Here is a 19497-nt window from a genome sequence, read left to right on the forward strand (position 1 = left end):
TAAGAATGTGGGTTCTTAAAATTGGTCTTCAAAAAAATCCTGCATTGCAGGACGATTATTTTTCAGCAGAGGTTTCTGCTGGAATTTCCAGGCGATCCCATTGCGCTTTGTTACCGCTTTTCAAGGATGAAGGCGGGTTAAACAATCGGCACGCGGGTGGATCTTTCGGACACATCTTGGCGACGCGATCCCAGGTTTTCGCCGGGTCTGGCCGTTCGATGCGGAAGCCAGTGTAGTTCTGACTGACAATTGGCGCGTTGGCCACGGTCACATCACCGGAAAAATAAAAGGATTGCGGATGACGATAAGGCGCGCCGCCTTTTTCATCTGTGGAAGCGTCTTTATAAAACGCATAACCAAACAGAATCGGCCCCTGCGGTGATTGTAAATCCAGCGCGTAAGCTTGCAGGGAATTATTCAGGTGCGCGCTACGCGTCGGGCTATAAGGTAAATGCTTGATAAAGTCCTGCCGGGGCGGATGATTCTCCGGTGAAAACAAACAGCAGGGCGGCATGGTCTTGGGTCGATCTTCCGGGTAGGTTAAAAAGTAAGCCTTATTGCCTAACGAAATAAATGTACAGGTGTAGTTATTATTTTTAATCGGAAAAATCGGCAGGCAATATTTTTCATAATGTTCCATCATCGCGCCGAAACCGTCACCATCAGCGGGAATGTAACTGGTGTCGTAATAACTGGAACCGTATGAAACGGTGTAATCTTTTTTCGTTAAAGTTGACGGCGGGCTGCTGTAAGGCGGTGGATTTTTTTCATAATTTTGCGTAACGCGATACATCGTCCAGTCGCTCACCCACATGGCCGGGAAAAACGGATCGCTGGGGTCGGTGTCAGCGCGGTCTGCAATGCAATTGCCGTTGTCGGCGTTACAACCGAGGTTGTTGTGTACGCCCATCGTAAAAAAGACATCGTCTGGTTGGGCCGTTGCATACTGGCTGAGCGCGAGCAAACCGGCGATGATTAACGCGTTTTTTATAGAACGCTTCATACTTTCTCCTTTCTATTTTTTTGTACGTAAAACCGGCTCCAGTGCCTGCACACATGAACGGCAAAGCAAAAACAAACCCGGCAACAACAAGGATGCAAAAATGATCAGTAAAAAAGCCGTTTCACCGGCAAGGAAAGCACCTATGTAGGCGTAGGCTACTGCCAGGCCAGCATTCGCCAGCGTGGTAACCAGCAAAAAACTTTTCAGGGGAAAACCTTTCATACCCGCGGCTAATACGGAGACCTCGGCCAACACCGGTACACCGCGCAGACACACCAATGCCAGCGTACCCAGCTTATTGGCCAATTCACTCGCCTGTTGTTTATCGCCAGCGCTTAACCAGCGCGACGCGAGGCGGAAGTAACCCGCACCGAGAAAATAACCGAAGACAGAACCGCAACAGAGGCCGATAAAAATCGTCAGGCTGCCGCCAACAAAACCCAGGTGCGTTGCGGCGAGCAAGGCTAATAACATGGAGGGAACCGGCAAGAGCACATCAAAAAACAATAGCAATATCACGACTATTGCCAGGCTGAATTGATACGCAGGCTGTTGCACAAGGCCGTGCACCAATGCCGTGGTGGCGTGTTGAATGGAAGATTCAAACAATAAAAAACTGGCGATGACGATGCCGATAAACACCAGGAGTGACAACCAGAAACCGGCGCCCGGCCATTGTCTGCGCCATGTAGTCCATGCATTCACACCTGACTCCATCCGCTATTCCTTTGAAAATTTCGAGAAGGACATATACCAGACAGCATGAGCTGCCCTTGTCGGAGTTTTCAGTAAAGACCAGAAATAAGGGATGTGCAATTACGGGATATTACTGGTTTATCACGATGGTATTTTCTGTCGTCAAATGCTGCATGCGTGGGGCAGTTATGCAATTTGCTAATAGCGGCAATGAATTGTATTTCGCTTTCGTCTGCTCATTCGGCTCTTGTAATAGCTTGTAATTTTATTACCGCAAAATAGGACTAGGCTTCTTATAGCAGCTTCTCCTGTGTATCCAACTATGCGAACAAAATAATCTATAGCCAGATTTTCGCGCTGCTAAAGTGATGATGACTTTCTGAAAAAATCCCGCCAACACATCTCAACCAAAGGAAAATGACATGCCTATTCGAGAAAGAAAAAATGTGTACATGTTGCCGAATGGTGACCAGACGCTGGAGTGGTATGCACGGGCAGTAGCTGAAATGCGCAAGCGACCAACCACTGACCCTACCAGTTGGAATTTTCAGGCCGGGATTCACGGATTCAGGCCTGGCAGTCCTTTCTGGGCCAACGCCGGCCAATTACCATCCCCGGGGGAGCAAACCGAATACTGGAATCAATGCCAACACGGTTCCTGGTATTTTTTACCCTGGCATCGGATGTATCTCGCGTATTTTGAAGAAATTGTTGCAGACACGATTGTGAAATTGGGTGGTCCGCCAAATTGGGCGTTGCCGTTCTGGGATTACAGCGATAGAAGTAATCCTTACGCTCTGAATATCCCACCGGCTTTTACCGCCGGCTCGCCGGCTACCAATCCTTTGCAAATGCCGAATGGCGGTAATTATCCGGGCAGGAGAAGCACTCGTGTTGATGCGCGGGATGTCACGCTGGGGGCGCTAAACAATTTGATTTTTCAAGGATCTGCTAATGGCGGTTCTTCCGGCTTTGGCGGGCCCGTTACCGGGTTTTCTCACTCTGGCAGCGTCCATGGCGCGTTGGAAAGTAAACCCCACGACCTGGTTCATGTGGATATCGGTGGCGCGATGGGCAGCCCACCAACTGCCGCACTCGATCCGATTTTCTGGTTGCATCACGCCAACATAGATCGGTTGTGGCAAGTGTGGTTAAACCTGGGCAACCGGCGCAGCAATCCTATCGATAATGCCTGGTTAAAATTCACCTTCGATTTCCGCAACGCACAACGTGCACCAACGTCTTTGCGTGTTATGGATGTCGTGGACACAACGCAAGTGCTCTCTGGCTACACCTACCAAGGCGTTCCTGCCAATCCACCCCTGCAACCGATGAACAAAGGGTTTGGCTTCATAACCGAATCCTTGTTTTCTACGTTTAAACAAGGGGAAGATGATCTGCCCCCTGAAGTGGCAGCGGCAAGTTTGCAGGCTGTGGGATTAAATTCCGCCGGTACCACAGTAGAATTACCGTTTCTTGCTGCCAACCGTCGCAACAGTCCGCTACGCAGTTTTCACGCCAAAGCATTACATCAGGAAAATGCTCTGGAGGCCGATGTGCAAACAGCGACGAGCACTTTTCTGAATTTCGAAAATATCACCGGCAAAGGTCTACCACCCGCGTGCGATGTCTATTTAAATTTAGATAATGGCTCTGCGGCGGACGAGAACCATTATGCAGGTGCCTTGGCGTTCTTTGGTATTGATGAAGCATCAACCGCCGATGAGCGACATAGCGGCAGCGGCCAACACTATGTTCTGGATATCAGCGAGGTCGTCAACGAATTACAGCAACAAGACAGTTGGCATCCGGAATATTTAAAGGTACATCTACAACCGCGTGAACCACTGGATGATGAATCCACGGTCAACATTGGCCGAATCAGTTTGTACGTAAAATGACAGCGCGCCGATATCTGAACGTGTGGTTATGGTTGTTCTGCCTGTTGGCCTGGTTACTCATGCTATGGCCAGCAAGCGAACATACACAGAGCTTGCACGGCTGTCACCACGGGTGCGGTGACAGCCTGTCGGGAATGGAATCCCAGGCCAGTGCCGTTTTTTTCACGGGAATATGGCATTGGACTCTGATGATTGTGGCGATGATGTTTCCCTTATTGAAAGAGCCACTGGCCTACACCCTTTCACGCTATCCTAGTCACCAGGGCTATAAAGCAATGGTGTGGTTTCTGCTGGGTTACTGTACCCCGTGGCTGATACTCGGCTTGCTGCTGCAAGCGCTGATGATGTTACTGCCCTTGCTTATGCCATCCGAAGAAAATTCGTTTGCAGTAGAACTTTATACCTTTTTACCCGTTGCGGGCTTTGCCATAGCGGCGTCTTGGGTCTGGTCTCCGTGGCGGCGCAGAGCCAGCCAGGCATGCAGCCGCACAATTCCTATGCGTATTCAAGGATGGTATGCCGTACGTGATTGTTTACACTATGGGCATCTATCCGGCATTGCGTGCGTGCGTAATTGCTGGCCACCCATGATGGCGCTGGTCATGGCGCAGCATAATATGCTGTTGATGTTTATTGTTACGCTGTTGCTAATTTACGAGCGCACTTTTCTGACGTATAAAAGTCATACCTTGGGATATGCCTGGGCTTGCCTGGCGGTTGTGTTTTTTGTGCAAGCCACCACAAACATTTGATATTCCCTCTTAACAGCGAAACAACACATCATGGCTCCACGGCTTGTTGCGGTGAATCACGGCACATTGGCGCTGGCTAACACACCAACGTCGGTAACGCTGGACGCCGTCGACACGACAAGCGACCTTACTATTGCCCGAGCGGCTTATCTTCACATTGAGCGGATTTTGGGAACCGGTGTACCACCCATTATTGATGTAAGCCTGGAACCTGCCAGCGCTGAATCCGCCCGCAATAAAAGCCCATTACACACATCCGAACTTACCCCTATAGGTGCTTTGGGGCTTTATGGATTGGAAGATGTAGACGCAGTCGGAATGCATCTGGTACTCGATGTAAGTCACTACTTGCCAAAAATCAGCAAACACATACAACAACAAAAACAAATCCGATTGTTACTACAACCCCGCTGGGAAATGTCTGAAGAAGCCGCTGTTAGCATCGGTAGGGTTGCGCTTTATGTTGAGTAAATCCAGCCGCGACGCTAAACAGTAGTCAACACCGAAGGCTATTTTGTTGAACAGTGTCAGTTTTAGTAGCGTCGTCGAAGCCGGAGAAAATGTTCGGACAATTCGAGATCACTTTTTTACGAAGTAAATTCCCTCGGTTTTCAACGATTCGTCTGGTATCAACTCCTCCCAATTTGTTAAAAGCTGATTGTTTTGATATCTCAAACTAAAGAGTGTGCTGCCAACCGGATAAACAACAACATCATAAATGTTTTTAACCGAACCATCCGAATAGGATTTGAAACCCACGATCAGATGATCGTTATTTTCTCTGGTGGTACAGAGAATACTTTCGGAGATCTGATAACCTTCTATCTGAAGCGAGCACCCGTTATCACTGATGGATAATGCATACTCAATAATAACCGCATCATCAGCAACATTTTCTCCCAGCATAGCTTCGTAATTATATGTACCCTGCCAGGCTGGCTTGTCTGCGCAAGCTGATAGCGAAAGAGATGTAAGGATTGCTAAAATAAAAAAATGAAGTCTTCTCATAATAATCATCCCAAGTATCCTTTACTTAAACCCTTTTCATACTTCTGTCGAACTTTTACTGAAATCTCTTTTAAAGTTATTTTTCCATCCTTGTTTGCATCAAAACCTTTGTTTTGACTATAGGTCTTTCTTCCTTCACTAAATAAAACATGTGTAATAGGTTTACCCACTGCAGCAGGATACAAAATAGCCATGTAAACATCTTCGAGTTTCTTCAGCTTGTTGCGGTAGGGAGTGAAATATTTTTTGACGTAGTCAAGTTGCTCCACAGCCGTCATTTTTGCTAATTTCTCCGTCGATGTCCCTAAGCCTTTGGCAGTTGTAGGCATAAACTGAATGAGTCCTGTTGCGCCACTTCCAGCTGCATTTTTAATACTTGGACTAAATGTCTCACCAGTTTCAAAGGCCATGCAGGACATTAAATAGTCGGGAGCTAGATCTAGGGATTCACAAATTTGAATTACCTTCTCTTTAAACGCACCAGATACTTTGGCGCCCCAGGCTATTTTTTTACGTGTTATAGCAACTTGCTTCTTTAAATCATTGGAAGGTGATATTGGAAACAAAGAGAACATTGCTGTCTTCTTATTTGGTGAGTCAACCAAGTATCTCTTAAGGCTAAGCCAAGTCTTACCGTCAACATCTACCCGACCATCGGTATTATTAAATTTAAGGGCTTGGCGCTGAAAACGTTCTATTGCAGCGATTGTTACCGGTCCGCTAATTCCATCCACGGCTAATAACGCATAAGGAATTCGGATTACTCTATTTAATGCTTCTTGAATCAGCTTGACATCAGACTTATTGTTAACCCCTTTCCTACCAACCGAATTCTTTAGCAACATAATCATGATCCTTTTGATTGATATACACAGCCAAGTTTTGGAAAGAGAGAGTTTAAAGGCTATTAAGGCTAGTAAGCAAACACGTGCTGGAGAATTGTATTGCTGATTTCCATTATCTATAAAAGCCGTAATCCCGCCGCTGATGGTCATGCTGCCGATTCCGGTGATCCAACTCCCGATTCCGTTCATCATAATACCGGTTCATCCGATCCCGCTCACGATTAAGCCTGTCGCGTTCGCGGTTCAACTCATCACGCTTTTGGTTTGCAATCTGCCCTATCCTTTGATGATCGCCGTGATGCTGGCGACTTTGCCAACGATCTATCTCCCGCCCCTCGGCATCCAGGTCGCGCATCATCGCATCGAATTTACGATGCATCGCTTCCCGCTCGCGATTAATTTGCTGGCGTTCATGCTCAACCCAGTGCTGCCGATCATGTGCAAGCGCCGGCGCCGCAACCACCAACCAACCCCAGACCACCAATAACCCAGCTACCACCGTTAAGACTTTTTTCATGATTAACCTCCTGGTGTTTTGCCAGACACTAACGAAGGTATGCTGAATAAAAGCTGAAGCCATAACCCGACATGTTGCTGCACCTATTTCGCCCAATGTGGCTCTAATAGTTATTTGCTTGGGAAAAACTCAAAATAATAGTAGGATCTGGAAAGTTGGATTTTGGTATAAATCACGTTAAGTAGTCTGCCTAATAGACACAATTACTATGTAAGCAACTGGATATGTCCATAAAAACAATTTCGTTCGTAGGTTTTTCTGTTCTGATAGTGAGTAGCATTTTTGTATGGCTAACCAAGCCCTATATGAGCTACCAAAGCGTACGTATAGGAGATACGCCGACAACGATTGAAGTCGAATACCTTTCCATGACAGGCGATGCGCTTTGTACAAAACTATATGAAATTCATAACCATCAAGAAATTTTTCCTAATGTTCCCGACGATTTACCAGATCCGCACAGTATTTCCAGCCTGAAAGAAGGCGACAGGATCACATTGGTTGGTTATCCATATGAATGGCAAGCCAAAAATTTAATTACCCAAAGTGTTAAGAAAAAGCCGATAGGTATGGTGGATGTAGTTGCATGGAACAAAGGTGCTGAAATCCGATTCGCATCTAATTCGAAAAATCTGTCTCCTGATAAATTTAAGCGCAAAAATTACTCGGATTGTCGATAGGACTTCAGAATGGCCAATAACTGGAAAGAAGACGAGCTCCTGCTAGCACTGCATTTATACTGTCGCCTACCTTTCGGAAAATTGCATCAATCCAATCCGGATGTTATCCAGCTTGCCCAAATCATTGGTCGAACGCCATCTGCGGTGGCGATGAAGGCCTGTAATTTTGCCAGTCTCGATCCTGCGCTCAGTCAAAAAGGTTTGGCTGGCGCAAGTAAAGCTGACCGCGCGTTGTGGGATGCTTTCATGAATGACTCCACGGCAATTGCCGAGCAAGCAGAGGCGCTATATGAAAACAAGGTTGAGTCCGAGATAAATAAAGGCGTTACTAAACCGAGCCTTCCTGGCGGTACAACTGAAACGATACGGGAAGTTAAAGTCCGACGAGTGCAGCGATTTTTTAGGCAGGCAGTCATGCAAAGCTACGATTATCGTTGTGCCATTTCGGGATTGGCAATGCCCGAGCTGTTGGTTGCTAGCCATATCATCCCATGGGCTGCAAACGAAAAACGTCGTGCGGACCCTACCAATGGGATAGCATTAAACGCGCTCTATGATAAAGCCTTTGATAAGGGCTTGATAACGTTCGATGAAGATCTAAGAGTGACGTTATCAGGCAGGCTGAAGGAAAAGATGGATGGATTCTTATTTTCAAGTTCTTTGTTATCCATAGAAGGCACTTCATTAAAAGTGCCGGAGAAATTTCTACCGGACAATGCCGCATTAACCTACCACAGAGAAAATATTTTCCTTGCATCCTAGCTCTGTTTTTTTCCTAGTTTCTTAAGCAAACCTATCCAGCAAATTTATAATTGCCAATCGTTGAGTTGAATTAAGCTTCGGCCATATTTTATTGATGGTTTGTAATTCATCTTCTATTTTTACCGCATCATTTTGGCTGCTTATTTTATTGATTGATTCGGCTTGTAAGTCGATATCTTTAAAAAACCAGGAACTTCCCCCATACTTAGGACGATAGTTAGTAATAATCAACAAAGTACAACTCTTGGAAAGCTTCGTGACTGGCTTCTCCCCATGCTAATGAGCGGCCAAGTTACCATCACCTCATCCACTCAGCCGAAAACAGCGGAGGCTAGTATGGCCAAAGACCTCACGGAATCGTCCCACGACCGCCAAAACATTCTCAACAACCGCTATGCCTTACAGCAGGCTGAGCAGCACCTAAGTTTGGGCGGGGTAACCTTTGAAGGTGAGACTGTGTTTACCAAGGCACAGGTGGTGGCGCTCTATGAGGTGGCAGATCGTACTATTGAGCGCTATTTAGTCAGCCATGAGGATGAGCTAAAAAGCAACGGCTATCAGTTACTTAAGGGTAAAAAACTTAGGGAATTCAAAGTGTTAACTGATGGTTCCGACACCAATGACGGTACCAAAACCAGTGTTTTGGGTGTGTTTAGTTTTCGTGCAGTGCTGAATTTGGGCATGCTACTCACCGAGAGCGAGCCGGCGCGCCTATTGCGCTCGCGGTTGCTGGATATTGTGCTGGACGTGATGGCCGAGCGAACAGGAGGGCACACCAAGTTTATTAATCAGCGTGATGAGAACTACTTGATCTCTGCGCTGCAAGAAGATAACTACCGTCGCCAATTCACCGATGCACTCGATAACTATGTTGAAGGCAACCATTGGAAGTATGCGCGTTTTACCAACCTGATCTATCAAAGCATTTTCCATGAAAACGCCGCCGAATATAAAAAGGTCTTGAACTTAGCGTCCAAAACCAATATCCGCGAAACTCTATACTCCGAAGTGCTGAACCTGATTGCTAGCTACGAATCAGGTATTGCTCATGAGCTGGAGGAAGCCAGCACAACCCAAGGCCGCAAGCTCACACAAAAGGAAGCCGAAAGCTTGTTTGCCAATTTTAAAAAACATCCTCTATTCAAACCTCTGATACTGGATGCGCGAACAAAAATGGCGAGCCGAGATTTATGCTTCCGCGATGCACTGCATGAAAAACTGGAGGCCTACATTCAGTCTGTACCCCAAGCTGATTTTGATCGCTTCTTAGGTGAAAAAAGCAGGTCTTTGGAGGAACAACTAAGCGATCCCGCAACTCTCGCGGTATTTAAGCGCTTGAAGGATCGCTAAAATGACGGGTTCAGATAACGGCATCCGCTATTTTTATTTCGATGTGATGCACGCGATCTCTGTGCACGATTGGATTATAGAGAACTCTGGTGGTCTTGCAGGCACCAAGGATATTGGCCAGCTGGAAAGCCCACTACAACACATCCAGAACGACTGGTACTACCCTGAGGTGGAAGACAAACTCACGCACTTAGTGTTTTCCATCAATAAGCATCACGCATTTAATGATGGCAATAAACGCTCGTCATTAGCGTTGGGCGCTTATTTTCTTGAACTGAATGGCTTCGATTACCTGGTAAAGCGCTTCACTAAGGAGATGGAGAATATAGTCGTTTGGGTGGCCGACAATGTAATTAATAAAGATCTGCTTCATCAAATTATTAGCTCAATTCTCTATGAAGAGGATTATCCAGAAGCAGTAAAACTCGCCATTGTGGCGGCCATTCAGGCTGCCGAGCAATTGAAACAAGACTAGGATGATGGGATACAAAGCGCAGTTTGATGGATGGGATTCATTAACTATTGAAGATTTGCTAGTTGCTTATCGAAAGGCGAAAGCAGATTTTTTTGAAAATACGTTTCCTAGCGCTTTTAAGTTTGCTGAGTATGAACAAAAACTGATAACCAATTTGAAGAAGCTGCTAGTGCGACTGCAAGAGCAAAATGGATTTGAAAAAGATAAAGCGTTTTTGGGTGATTTCCGTCTATTACCGAAGAAACTTTCAACAAAAAGAAATACAAATCATCATCAAATGGTCATGTTCACTTCTCCAATCCAGAACGGGCTGTCGATCATTTATTCAAAAATTATCATGTGGTGCCCGAATTCCGCATAGTGTGATTTCTCTGTAGAAGCACATATAATTTCAGCGCTATGGATAAATACCATAGGTCACAAGTTCGATGCGAAATTAGAAGACTGTTGTTATGGCGCACGATTAAAGCGCGTCAAAAAACGACGATATGTTTTCTGATGAAGAGGAAAAGCCATTTCATATTAGTTCTATTGGGTCTTTTTGACCCTACTTCCAGCCCTATCAAAAATGGCGTGGGGATGGGCTTAAATCAATTCGCGACGAACTCGAGAAAAATCGCGATATTATTGCCGTATCTCTAGATTTAAAAAGCTACTATCACTTCATTGATCCTGCCGCACTAGCAAGCCCGGAGTTACCTAAAGCCCTAGCTTTGGAGCTGTCGAAAGAAGAAATTGAATTTACTACCCAGCTGTCCAATTGCTTAAAAAATCTATTCCCACCGTTATCATGACCAGTGGTGGCTATTCAAAAGAGTCTTATCAACTTATTGCAGCGTTGGCGAGTTATTTAATTAACACCAGCGATTAAGGAGAGGAACTTGTGCTTTTTTATTGGCATAAATAACCGCCACTCACTCCCACCAAAACCACATCCTTCTACCTCAAAAACGCACAAAGAAATCAGATAATTTTTAATTACATATCAAAAATTTTTCATAAGAAAAATTGGCGCAACCTGTTTATTTGCTAACGCTTTCCCAACCAAAAAACAATCACGCAATCCTAGTTTCAAGAACCAGTTTGCTTTATGAATGCGTTGTCGTCTTAATCAATATCCATATTAGCATATTATATTGACAATAAATTTGGCCACGGATATATCACCAGCTTCGAATTCGTCAGTCAGTTTCCGTAATCAGCAGTCGTCTGGCGCTCGATCAATTTATGACGGTTGATTATTCAGGAGGTCATGTTCAATGAAACTTGCATCGTTGAAAAAAATATCCAGGAAAGGTCTGGTTGCTATTGGTCTTGCAGCGTTATTGTCGTCGGCGGTTAACGCGCAAACGCTTACGTCAAATTCCACCGGTACGCACAGTGGTTTTTATTATTCGTTCTGGAAGGATTCGGGCAGCGCGTCCATGACGTTGTATTCAGTCGGTCGTTATTCCTCGCAGTGGAATAACAGCACGAATAACTGGGTCGGCGGCAAAGGTTGGAATCCCGGGAATAGTTCGAAGGTGGTTAACTACTCGGGTTATTACGGCGGCAGCAACAACCAGAATACCTATTTAGCGTTGTATGGCTGGACGAGAAGTCCGCTGATTGAATACTACGTGATTGAAAGTTACGGTTCCTATAATCCCTCGTCGTGTAATGGCGGCACGGATTACGGCAGCTTTCAAAGTGATGGTGCGACTTACAATGTGCGTCGCTGTCAGCGCGTGAATCAGCCGTCTATCGAAGGCGACCGGACAACGTTTTATCAATACTTCAGCGTGCGTTCGCCCAAAAAAGGTTTTGGCAATATTTCCGGCACGATCACCTTTGCCAATCATGTGAATTTCTGGCGCAGCAAAGGTTTGAATTTGGGTAATCATGATTACATGGTGTTGGCTACCGAGGGTTATCAAAGCAGCGGCAATTCGGATATCACGGTTAGCGAAGGTAATAATAATTCGGGCAATAGCTCGGCCAATAATTCTTCTGCGACTAGCAGCACCGGTAACGGTGCTGGTATTACGGTTCGCGCACGAGGAACGACAGGCGCTGAACAAATTGCGTTGCGTGTTGGCGGCGCGACGGTGCAGAGCTGGACCTTGAGCACGAGTTATCAAAGCTACGTTTACAGCGGTAGCGCTTCCGGTGATATCAATATCGAATACGCTAACGATTCCGGTGATCGCGATGTGCAGGTTGATTACATCCAGGTGAATGGTGAAACGCGCCAGGCGGAGGATATGGATTACAACACCGCCCTTTACGCCAACGGTTCCTGCGGTGGCGGCGGCAACAGTGAATGGATGCATTGCAATGGCGTTATTGGTTTTGGTGATACGTCCGATTGCTTCAGCGGTAGTTGTGGTGGCGGCAATACCAGTAGCACCGGTGCTATCAGTAGTGTTGCCAGTAGCGTTGTGAGTAGTACGGCCAGCAGCACAGCGACAACGAGCAGCGCAAACAGCAGTGTGAGTACCGGTGGTCAGTGTCAGTGCAATTGGTACGGCACGCTGTATCCCAGTTGTGTAACGACGCAAAGCGGTTGGGGTTGGGAAAATTCCCAAAGCTGCATCAGCAATAGCACGTGCAATAGTCAACCGAGTAATGCTGGCGGCGTGGTGTGTGGCACCAGCAGTTCGGTAAGCAGTTCGTCCAGTTCCGTCAGTTCAATGCCGGCGAGTTCAGTTAGTTCAATGAGTTCAAGCAGCGCGGCGTCAAACAGTTCTGCTTCGGGTGACATGTTGGTGTACGCCGTTAACGCCGGTAATTCTGTGGCGGCTACGCTGGACGGTGTGGTCTATCAGCCGGATCGTTTTGCTTCCGGTGGGATGACGCAAATCGTCAGCGATCCGATCAGCGGCACAACGGAGGATACGCTGTATCAATCCGAACGTTATGGCACTTATCGTTATGAAATTCCGGTGACCAATGCGACCTACAGTATCTTGTTGCATTTCGCCGAGGTCTATCACAACGCGGCGGGTGCGCGCGTGTTTAACCTCAGTGTTGAAGGGCAGGCTATCCTCTCCGATTTTGATTTGTTTACCATGGCCGGCCACGATGGCGCTTATGAGGAGCTGGTTGAAAATATTGCGGTTACCGATGGCGTTCTCACCATTGACCTGACCACGCTGGTCGACAATGCCACCATTAGCGGCTTTGCCATCTACTCCAATGATGGCGGTGAATTTACCGGAGAAGACGAGCCGGAATGTACCGCGGCAGAACGTCAGACGCCCACGCCGATAGATTACAACCGGGCTGTCACTCGCCAAGAGCAACGCAATCCGCCCTCGGGTCCGTTTGGTTACGCCATTGAGCACGCAACGCAAACCTTGCCGAATCACACCATCTATCGGCCGGATCTGGCGCTCGCCGACAATATGCCTATCGTGGTGTGGGGCAATGGCGCTTGTTCAAATGTCGGTACCGAACAGGCGGATTTTCTGTTGCAAATTGCCTCGCACGGTTATCTGGTGATCGCCAACGGTGGGCCGTTTGGTTCGGGCAGTAACGATCAACATGAAACCGAACTGGTGAAAGCCATTGATTGGGCGATTGCGGAGAACAGCCGCCAATGCAGCCCGCTGTATGGAAAACTCAATGTGGAAAAAATTGGCACCATGGGCTGGTCTTGCGGTGGCGGCATGGCGCACTACGCCGCGGTAGATCCCCGTGTTGATACGGCGGTTGCCTTGAACAGCGGCATCGCGATCTATGGCGACCGCTTCAATTACTATCCGCGTTTCCATTCGCCCCTCGCCATCTTCAACGGCGACCAAAGCGACGTGGCCTACAATCCCGGTTTGCAACAATACGATGAAGTTAACAACGTACCGATATACCACGCCAATTATCCGATTGGTCATGGCGATGCCTACTTCCAGGATAATGGCGGCGAGTTTGGTATTGTCGCGGTAGGCTGGCTGAACTGGATGTTAAAAGACGATCAGACAGCCACCGGCCGAGGTATGTTTATGGGCAATAATTGCCGTTTATGTCGCTCGCCCTGGGTGAGTAAACATAAAGGGTTTTAAATTACACTGAGTAGTAAGCGTCTACGGAATATTCTCCACGCGCGCAAACGCGTGGAGAATTTTTTTAAAAAAGTGCGTAGATAATAAAGCGGTACAATTTGATCCGCTTGATCCCTCAGGCAATCAAATGCCAGATGGTGGCCACGGTGTTTGTTCGCTTTTATACAAGCCGTGCCTACTACATGCTTCTAGACTGCTCCTGCCGTCGCCATTCGCAGCAGGTTCAGGAGTTTATTGCATGAAGCTACCCAAAAACGTTCTATTCGCCAGCTTGTTGATGCTGTGCCTTTTACCCTTGGCCCGAGCGGCCGAATTACCCAACGTCTTATTGATTACCGGTAAAGCGCCTGACAGCGTGAGCAACCGTTATCCGAATTGGGAGCATGAGTTCTATAACGAAGAAATCGTCAAAGCACTTGAAGGTCTGGTGGAAATAACGATCAGCGACGATCTGGCGCTGCTTAATGATCAGCATCTGGCGCGCTATGACCTGATAATGAACAACTCGTTATTTCGCGCTCCGAATCAGCAACAGCTTGCTGCGTTTTACCGGTTCATCGAAGGAGGCAAAAGCTATCTTGCACTGCATTCCGGTCTTTCTACATTTTTGAATTCTGAACGCTACAGCGAGATGATCGGCGGCCATTTTTTGGGTTGGGATAATCGCAAATCTTTGCAGGTTCACACCTTCGATGCCTGGTACGGCTATGACTACAACGATCAAACCCAGCACCCCATCACCCGCAGCATGCCCAACTTCCTGATTGATGATGAATTGTTTTTGATGCACACCAACACCGATGCGCTTGAGGTGATTGCGCGGGCAGAACACCACCCGGTGCTGTGGTTGCGGGATTGGCACAAGGGCAAAGTCATGGGGCTGGCTCTGGGAAATGGCAAGACAGAAGCCCGGCATCCCGATTATCACCGTTTGCTTCAAAACAGTGTGCGCTGGCTGGTGGGTTATCCCATTGTAGAAACCTTGCCGGATGGGCGTTTTCTTCGCAACGCTGGAGAGGTAAAGGAATTTATTCATTTGCAGGAGATCAGCCACCATTCGCAGGACGCGCCCATGCGCTATCAACTTGTTGCCAACACGAATCCTGAGCTGGTTAAAGCGCAAATTGATGATCGAGGCCATGTCCGCCTGACATTTGCATCGGAACTCGTGGGTACGGCCCGTATCACCGTGCAAATTCAGGCCGCTAACGGACTAACAACCACCGCGGATTTCACGCTCACCGTCGATCAACTCACCACCGGAAACCTCGCTGGTTATCACGGCGTTTCAGCGCACACCTCATCCAATGAGTTCCGCAAATTTACCGCTGACCCGGCGTATGTGTTTGATGGAAATCCTGCAACACGTTGGTCGAGCGCCTATGAAGATAGCAGTTGGATTTATCTGGATCTTGGTGAATCGCGTCGGATAAATCGCGTGCGCCTACTGTGGGAAGGCGCCTATGGTCAGCGCTATCAGATACAGGTATCCGATGATGCGGATACCTGGACGTCTGTGTATCGCGAAAGCAAAAGTGATGGTGGTGAGGACGATATCCGTTTTGCAGCGGTGGATGGTCGCTACATCAGATTGTATGGCGAGCAACGCGCAACTTCCTGGGGTTATTCGCTTTACGAGTTTGAAGTCTTTGGTGATTAGCCTGGCTAGTCGTATACCTCTTCGAGGCTATGCCATCCAAAGATAATAAAGCCCAGTTAACGATAAGGCGCAAATAATAAAGCCGGCGGTGTATTCGGCCATAGGGCGTAACCTATGTACGCGCGGATTGGCCTTTAAAATACCGGCGACTAAAAATGCCGTAAGAAAAATCGATGCCACTACTTTTGCTGTGATTATCAAGAAGGCCATGAAAGTATGTTGCGCGTTTAATTTTCGGGAATGAGAAAGACATATTGAGCCATCTAGAAAGGTAGCTTGCCTGCACCTGAGTGAGCATACAGGCAAGCCATTTTCCATTACAATTTTCTCAAGGTATCGCGCGCTTCCTGGTTGGCTTTTTCTGTCAAACGCATCAATACATGTTTGATCAAGCTGCGTGTTAATTCCTTTTTAGTTTTGGCCACCTTCATACCCAACGCCTGCATGATCTTTCGCATTAAATGCTCGACCCACACACTCACGTTTTCCGCCAGGTCGATGCCTTTCGCTAATATGTAGGCAATTTTATCGGCTAGCGTAAACGCGCCAATAAAGGCGGCTTGCAAACCAATGATGGCCGACATCGCCACTTTCTTAATAACATAAATGATTGCGGAATCTACCCATCGCCAAAAACTTGCCGAGGAGGAGTCTACGGGTGATTTCGATTTTAACCATGACTCGATTGCACTTTCGATTGTGTAAGGTTGATCCGGTACGTCACTCATTTGTGACCAGGATTTTCCTTCCACCGACGTAATGTAATTCGCCATAAAATGCGCCGCACCCGACGTGAGCGGCTGGGCAGAATAAAGGTAATGGCCATGTGCTTTGTAAGGCGCATGCATAAAAGGATAAAGCGGAACCATGGGTACAGGGTCAGTGCGATGGTAGACACGGTGGATATTGGCTTCGCCGATTGAAGACGTGGTGCTTTTCACAAACCATTCTGTTCCAACCCGTGGTGCGCCGAATGTGTAGAGTTTGGTTGGATGTTTGAGGCTGCGTGCGACCCAATCTGCTGCGAGCGCAGCGACTGCGCCACCTAAACTGTGGCCAATGCAGTGAACGGTTGTAATATTGCCTTTGAATGAGCTGAAAAAATTGCGTATCTCCGGCAGCATGCTGGAGAAGCTATGATTAAATCCGCAGTGGACGGGAAGACCGGTCGAGGAACGAGTGATTCCAATACGTGCATCGGTAAGTACATCAGCTTTTTTATTCGCCATCGTGGTTCCGCGAAATATTAAAAAAACTTCGCTTTTATTGTTTTCTCCGCCCTCAGCACAAACCCCAAAACCATCGGTAAAATTTAATATTACTCTACCACCAACTTCTGATTTTAAATGTTTGTGTGGTGACGATTCTGATTTTCCTGCACGCTTAAAATAGGGAAGCTTCAAAAATAAATCCACGAGCATAGGGTTCTGAACATCATAGATTCTTGAGGCAAGTGTAGCTGCAATAGTTGGGGTTAGAACGGCCATATTATTTCTCCATTTCCTTTGTTAATTCACTCCACTCGCACAAAGTTTCAAGGAGTGCGTGTTCGAGATGGGCATCCATCTCTTCTTTGGTAAGTTCACAGGTTAGATTCTTCGGTCGACCACCTAACTCACCGTAAAGATGTGTGGTTGACTTTCCACCCTTCCAGATAAGATATTCCTGACCGTCGAAATCTACGGTGATCATTTGGCCGATTGAAATCTGGAATAATGGATTTTCATCATATACGACGGTTTTCTTTGGAATCGAAAAATAGCCATTTTCATCGGCCGTGAAATATTCGTTTTCGCCTTCTTGATCTTTCCAGGCAAGCCATAACTTTAATTTTGCGCCTGAGGCAGGTTTTCCATTAAACGTCAGCTGTCCTTCCAGAGGCGAGAAAAGCACAGCTTCTACTTTGTTCTTTTCCCCAAAAAATAATGACATAGCAGCTCCTTGTTGGAAATAAAATAGCGAGACGAAAAGTGTTAATAGTGTAAGTAGATGGCGCGGCTTCAAGAGCTTGTACTCCATGTGGCTTGATTCTTCTTCAGCCCTTGCTTTGCAGATGGCTTTATCGGGCTTCGATGGTCGGTCTTTATAACATCCTCACTTAAAAACTGTCACCCATCATTGATTGGTTTTTATATATTAGGACCTTGTTCGCTGATTATGTGAGCCAGGTCGTGATCGACAGGGTGTGCAGTAAAGTTTCCCGACAAACTTTTTTATCTACTGACATGTTGGTTAATTGTCGTTATGGAATATGTAACTCATTGATCTGCTGATCGTTAGATCTTGCGTACATTTCTATAGTGATATGCACCAATTCTTCATGAACACCCAGCAGCTCTTTGAAATAATCCGGCGAGACATCACTCGTGGTATGCAAACTCAAAATACACGCGTAGCTACCTCTCCCAACTCGCCACACATGCAGGTCGACAATCTCGGCTTTTATCGGACTTGCTGCAATCACTTCACGCACTTCATCGGTGATAGGCGCGCCCATCTCCGCATCCACCAGTGCGCGGCCGGATTCTTTTAACAAACCAATTGCCCACACCGCCACGAGAATACCGCCGACAATTCCCATTACCGGATCGAGCCAGGCGGCGCCCCAGAGCTTGCCGCCGATCAACGCGATAATCGCCAACACGGACGTGGCGGCGTCGGTGATGACGTGCAGGTAAGCGGAACGCAAATTCAGATCCTGGTGATGGCTGTGATTGTGATGCGTGTGGTTGTGATGGGGATGGCCGTGATCATGGCTATGGCTGTGTCCGTCCTTCAACCACCAGGCACAAATGAGATTGACCACTAAACCCACGATGGCGATTGCGATGGCTTCGTTGTAATGAATCTCGCCCGGCGACAACAGCCGCTCAATGGAGTGATAAAACATCAACAGCGCCACCATCAACAACAGGATAGCGCCGGTGTAACCGCCGAGTACTTCAATCTTCCAGGGCCCAAAGGTAAAGCGCACATCGCCCGCAAACCGTTGCGTCAGTTTGTACGCTAGCAGCGCCAAACCCAGGGCGAGCACGTGCGAACTCATATGCCAGCCATCTGCTAGCAGTGCCATAGAATTGAAATACCAGCCGCCGGTGATTTCAATCACCATCATGACAATCGTCAGGATCAGCGCGCGCAGGGTATTTTTTTCGGCGAGCGGGTTGTGCTGGTCAAAGGTGTGTGTGTGGCAGAGGCGTTGCGGTGTTTGGGGCATGGGATTTCCATCAGACGCAGATAGGTGAAATATCTGGCTATGGTAATCGTTTGCTGACACATCTCAAACCAGCAAAGCTGGCCATCACACCGGCGCCAAATATCCACATAAACTAACAGCTTACAGGTCGACCAATATACTAATTCAAAGTGCTGACTCCCGCCCGCTAAAATCCCGATGAAAGTGATGGCGATCCGAATAAAGCAGTATCAACATCTTAGGTGTCGACTCCGAAAAAAAATCCAAAAAATGCTATCGCTAACCAGAGATGACTTGATGTCACGAAAAACAGACAACGCCACCAATCTATTTTGGTGGCATAGCTTCTTATCAACTCCGCATCTATTATTGGCGTTAAACGTTGAGCAAAACGTTTAGGCAGTAAAATCACATAGGCGTAAGTAACTATCCTGCTGCCACCAAAATCGAGAGCTTGATTGTGAGAAATTTCATCTTTCTTAATTTGTTTTTCTATACGTCTCATAGTGAGCTGTGCTAACGCTAAACACGAGACTGCAGTAAGCGCAAAAAGAGTAAGAAAAATAGTAAAAAACCAATCGGTTAATGTGTTGCTTGATGCATACTCCATAG

At 47.1% G+C, this 19497-nt stretch carries 20 protein-coding genes; 10 read left to right on the top strand and 10 right to left on the bottom strand.

From position 1 onward, the window contains the following. Positions 1-55 precede the first annotated feature (55 nt). Both CBR65_RS14165 and CBR65_RS14170 read right to left on the bottom strand, forming a co-directional pair. A complete protein-coding gene (locus CBR65_RS14165; RefSeq protein WP_087467462.1) occupies positions 56-1003 on the bottom strand; it encodes a hypothetical protein in 948 nt (315 codons plus the stop codon). A gap of 12 nt (positions 1004-1015) precedes the next feature. Further along, positions 1016-1708: a VTT domain-containing protein gene (locus tag CBR65_RS14170; protein ID WP_157672080.1), complete on the bottom strand. Its 693-nt coding sequence runs from the start codon at positions 1706-1708 to the stop codon at positions 1016-1018. A 413-nt stretch (positions 1709-2121) separates the two neighbouring features. On the opposite strand from CBR65_RS14170, the gene CBR65_RS14175 reads away from it, so the two are divergent. From CBR65_RS14175 to CBR65_RS14185, 3 genes are read left to right on the top strand one after another with little or no spacing between them, the layout of a single operon-like run. After that, a complete protein-coding gene (locus CBR65_RS14175; RefSeq protein WP_087467464.1) occupies positions 2122-3600 on the top strand; it encodes a tyrosinase family protein in 1479 nt (492 codons plus the stop codon). A 59-nt stretch (positions 3601-3659) separates the two neighbouring features. Then, entirely contained in the window at positions 3660-4352 is a 693-nt protein-coding gene (locus CBR65_RS14180; RefSeq protein WP_157672081.1) for a DUF2182 domain-containing protein, read from the top strand. Positions 4353-4382: 30 nt separating this feature from the next. After that, positions 4383-4823: a hypothetical protein gene (locus CBR65_RS14185; protein ID WP_087467466.1), complete on the top strand. Its 441-nt coding sequence runs from the start codon at positions 4383-4385 to the stop codon at positions 4821-4823. Positions 4824-4931: 108 nt separating this feature from the next. On the opposite strand, the gene CBR65_RS14190 is transcribed toward CBR65_RS14185, so the two are convergent. From CBR65_RS14190 to CBR65_RS14200, 3 genes are read right to left on the bottom strand one after another with little or no spacing between them, the layout of a single operon-like run. Beyond that, positions 4932-5369, bottom strand: a complete 438-nt coding sequence (locus CBR65_RS14190; RefSeq protein ID WP_087467467.1) for a DUF5991 domain-containing protein — start codon at positions 5367-5369, stop codon at positions 4932-4934. Further along, positions 5366-6355, bottom strand: coding sequence for a peptidoglycan-binding protein (locus CBR65_RS14195; protein ID WP_232461198.1), 990 nt, complete (start codon positions 6353-6355; stop codon positions 5366-5368). Before CBR65_RS14195 ends, CBR65_RS14190 begins: the two co-directional genes overlap by 4 nt. Further along, the gene (locus CBR65_RS14200; protein ID WP_087467469.1) at positions 6318-6722 is read right to left on the bottom strand and encodes a hypothetical protein; all 405 of its coding nucleotides are present in this window, start codon (positions 6720-6722) and stop codon (positions 6318-6320) included. The genes CBR65_RS14195 and CBR65_RS14200 overlap by 38 nt, the downstream gene beginning before the upstream one ends. A gap of 224 nt (positions 6723-6946) precedes the next feature. Here CBR65_RS14200 and CBR65_RS14205 point away from each other — a divergent pair, with 224 nt between their 5' ends. After that, positions 6947-7402 (top strand): hypothetical protein, encoded by a 456-nt coding sequence (locus tag CBR65_RS14205; protein WP_157672082.1) that lies wholly within the window; start codon positions 6947-6949, stop codon positions 7400-7402. 9 nt (positions 7403-7411) lie between these two features. Beyond that, complete coding sequence (locus CBR65_RS14210; protein ID WP_087467471.1) at positions 7412-8164, top strand: HNH endonuclease; 753 nt, start codon at positions 7412-7414, stop codon at positions 8162-8164. A gap of 21 nt (positions 8165-8185) precedes the next feature. Here CBR65_RS14210 and CBR65_RS14215 read toward each other — a convergent pair whose 3' ends face one another. Beyond that, positions 8186-8398: a hypothetical protein gene (locus tag CBR65_RS14215; protein WP_087467472.1), complete on the bottom strand. Its 213-nt coding sequence runs from the start codon at positions 8396-8398 to the stop codon at positions 8186-8188. A gap of 102 nt (positions 8399-8500) precedes the next feature. Between CBR65_RS14215 and CBR65_RS14220 the strand changes: the two genes are divergently transcribed. From CBR65_RS14220 to CBR65_RS14240, 5 genes are all read left to right on the top strand, one after another. Then, a complete protein-coding gene (locus CBR65_RS14220) occupies positions 8501-9514 on the top strand; it encodes a DNA-binding protein (protein ID WP_087467473.1) in 1014 nt (337 codons plus the stop codon). A gap of 1 nt (position 9515) precedes the next feature. Continuing rightward, positions 9516-9989 (top strand): type II toxin-antitoxin system death-on-curing family toxin, encoded by a 474-nt coding sequence (locus CBR65_RS14225; protein WP_087467474.1) that lies wholly within the window; start codon positions 9516-9518, stop codon positions 9987-9989. Between the two features lies 1 nt (position 9990). Further along, the gene (locus CBR65_RS22325) at positions 9991-10350 is read left to right on the top strand and encodes a hypothetical protein (RefSeq protein ID WP_198300748.1); all 360 of its coding nucleotides are present in this window, start codon (positions 9991-9993) and stop codon (positions 10348-10350) included. Between the two features lie 898 nt (positions 10351-11248). Then, positions 11249-14029, top strand: coding sequence for a glycoside hydrolase family 11 protein (locus tag CBR65_RS14235; RefSeq protein ID WP_087467475.1), 2781 nt, complete (start codon positions 11249-11251; stop codon positions 14027-14029). A 238-nt stretch (positions 14030-14267) separates the two neighbouring features. Continuing rightward, positions 14268-15689 (top strand): ThuA domain-containing protein, encoded by a 1422-nt coding sequence (locus CBR65_RS14240; protein ID WP_198300749.1) that lies wholly within the window; start codon positions 14268-14270, stop codon positions 15687-15689. A 317-nt stretch (positions 15690-16006) separates the two neighbouring features. Here CBR65_RS14240 and CBR65_RS14245 read toward each other — a convergent pair whose 3' ends face one another. The 4 genes from CBR65_RS14245 to CBR65_RS14260 form a co-directional block, all read right to left on the bottom strand. After that, positions 16007-17176, bottom strand: coding sequence for a hypothetical protein (locus tag CBR65_RS14245; protein ID WP_087467477.1), 1170 nt, complete (start codon positions 17174-17176; stop codon positions 16007-16009). A gap of 1 nt (position 17177) precedes the next feature. Beyond that, entirely contained in the window at positions 17178-17621 is a 444-nt protein-coding gene (locus tag CBR65_RS14250; RefSeq protein ID WP_087467478.1) for a DUF6795 domain-containing protein, read from the bottom strand. 310 nt (positions 17622-17931) lie between these two features. After that, entirely contained in the window at positions 17932-18906 is a 975-nt protein-coding gene (gene dmeF, locus CBR65_RS14255) for a CDF family Co(II)/Ni(II) efflux transporter DmeF (RefSeq protein WP_087467479.1), read from the bottom strand. A 217-nt stretch (positions 18907-19123) separates the two neighbouring features. Continuing rightward, complete coding sequence (locus CBR65_RS14260; protein WP_087467480.1) at positions 19124-19495, bottom strand: hypothetical protein; 372 nt, start codon at positions 19493-19495, stop codon at positions 19124-19126. Positions 19496-19497: the final 2 nt, after the last annotated feature.

Origin of the sequence: Cellvibrio sp. PSBB006, assembly GCF_002162135.1 — a bacterium.
GTDB lineage: Bacteria > Pseudomonadota > Gammaproteobacteria > Pseudomonadales > Cellvibrionaceae > Cellvibrio.